The organism is Bartonella sp. TT29SHDZB, assembly GCF_042193395.1.
Classification (GTDB): Bacteria; Pseudomonadota; Alphaproteobacteria; order Rhizobiales; family Rhizobiaceae; genus Bartonella.
On record NZ_JBHILQ010000113.1, the window covers coordinates 1 to 919 of the forward strand.

The following is a 919-nucleotide window of genomic DNA, read 5'->3' on the forward strand; positions in this document are numbered from 1 at the left end:
AAGCAGATCAACGTGCCGTGATTACAGCACGCTTATGCACTGTAAAAGCTTCTGAACTGCTATGGCCAGATGCCATCACGGATGAACAAAAAAGTGCTGCCATTCAGTCTCTCGAAGACCATAACAACATTCTATTGCGATAGGAGAATGCACACATGGATATGAATTTTTTTAAACATGATGCTTTCTCAAGCATCACAATGATGAAAGCCATCGAAAACTATGAGTTTCAACCTGGTCTTGTAAGCTCTCTTAATCTTTTTGAAGAAGTTGAAACCAGTACCACAGTGGTTGGTATTGAACGGCGTGATAATACATTTTCGCTTATTCAAACCAGTGAACGTGGCGCACCTTTGACAGAAGGTGATAGAGAGGGTCGTAATCTTCGGTTTTTCAAAACAACACGGATTGCCAAAAGTGATACCGTAAAATCAGAAGAAATCCAGAACCGTCGTGAATTTGGGACAGAAGATCAGTTAGAGACAGCAATGAAATATATTGCCAGAAAACAAAAGAAACTGATTTCTGAAATAGAATTGACATGGGAAAATATGCAACTTGGCGCTGTTCAAGGTGTTGTCCTTGATGCTGATGGCTCTGTTATTGTCGATTGGTACAAGGAATGGGAAATCGCACCACCAAAGCCGATTGATTTTAAATTAAATAATGAGACAACCAATGTTGCGGACCATGTTGATCAAGTCATTATGAGGATGATTGAAGCTTCAAAGGGAGCGTTTTCTGATCGTTCACGCATTATTGGGCTTTGTGGAAATGAATTTTTCTCCAAATTGAAAAACCATAAAACAATTCGTGAGACCTATTTAAACACAGCCTTAGCACAGACACTCAATAGCGCCGGAGGTGTTGCAACACCAAGTTCGATTGGCTCTGGGAGCTTTGGTAGTTTTGACTTTGC

The 919-nt window shown here is 40.5% G+C and carries 2 protein-coding genes; both read left to right on the forward strand.

Going from position 1 to position 919, the window contains the following annotated elements; translation table 11 throughout:
- The coding region (locus ACFIJJ_RS09890; RefSeq protein ID WP_375646824.1) for a head decoration protein at positions 1 to 143 on the forward strand (143 nt) is incomplete at its 5' end.
- A 12-nt stretch (positions 144 to 155) separates the two neighbouring features.
- Positions 156 to 919 (forward strand): major capsid protein (locus tag ACFIJJ_RS09895; RefSeq protein ID WP_375646822.1); only part of this gene is annotated, 764 nt, incomplete at its 3' end.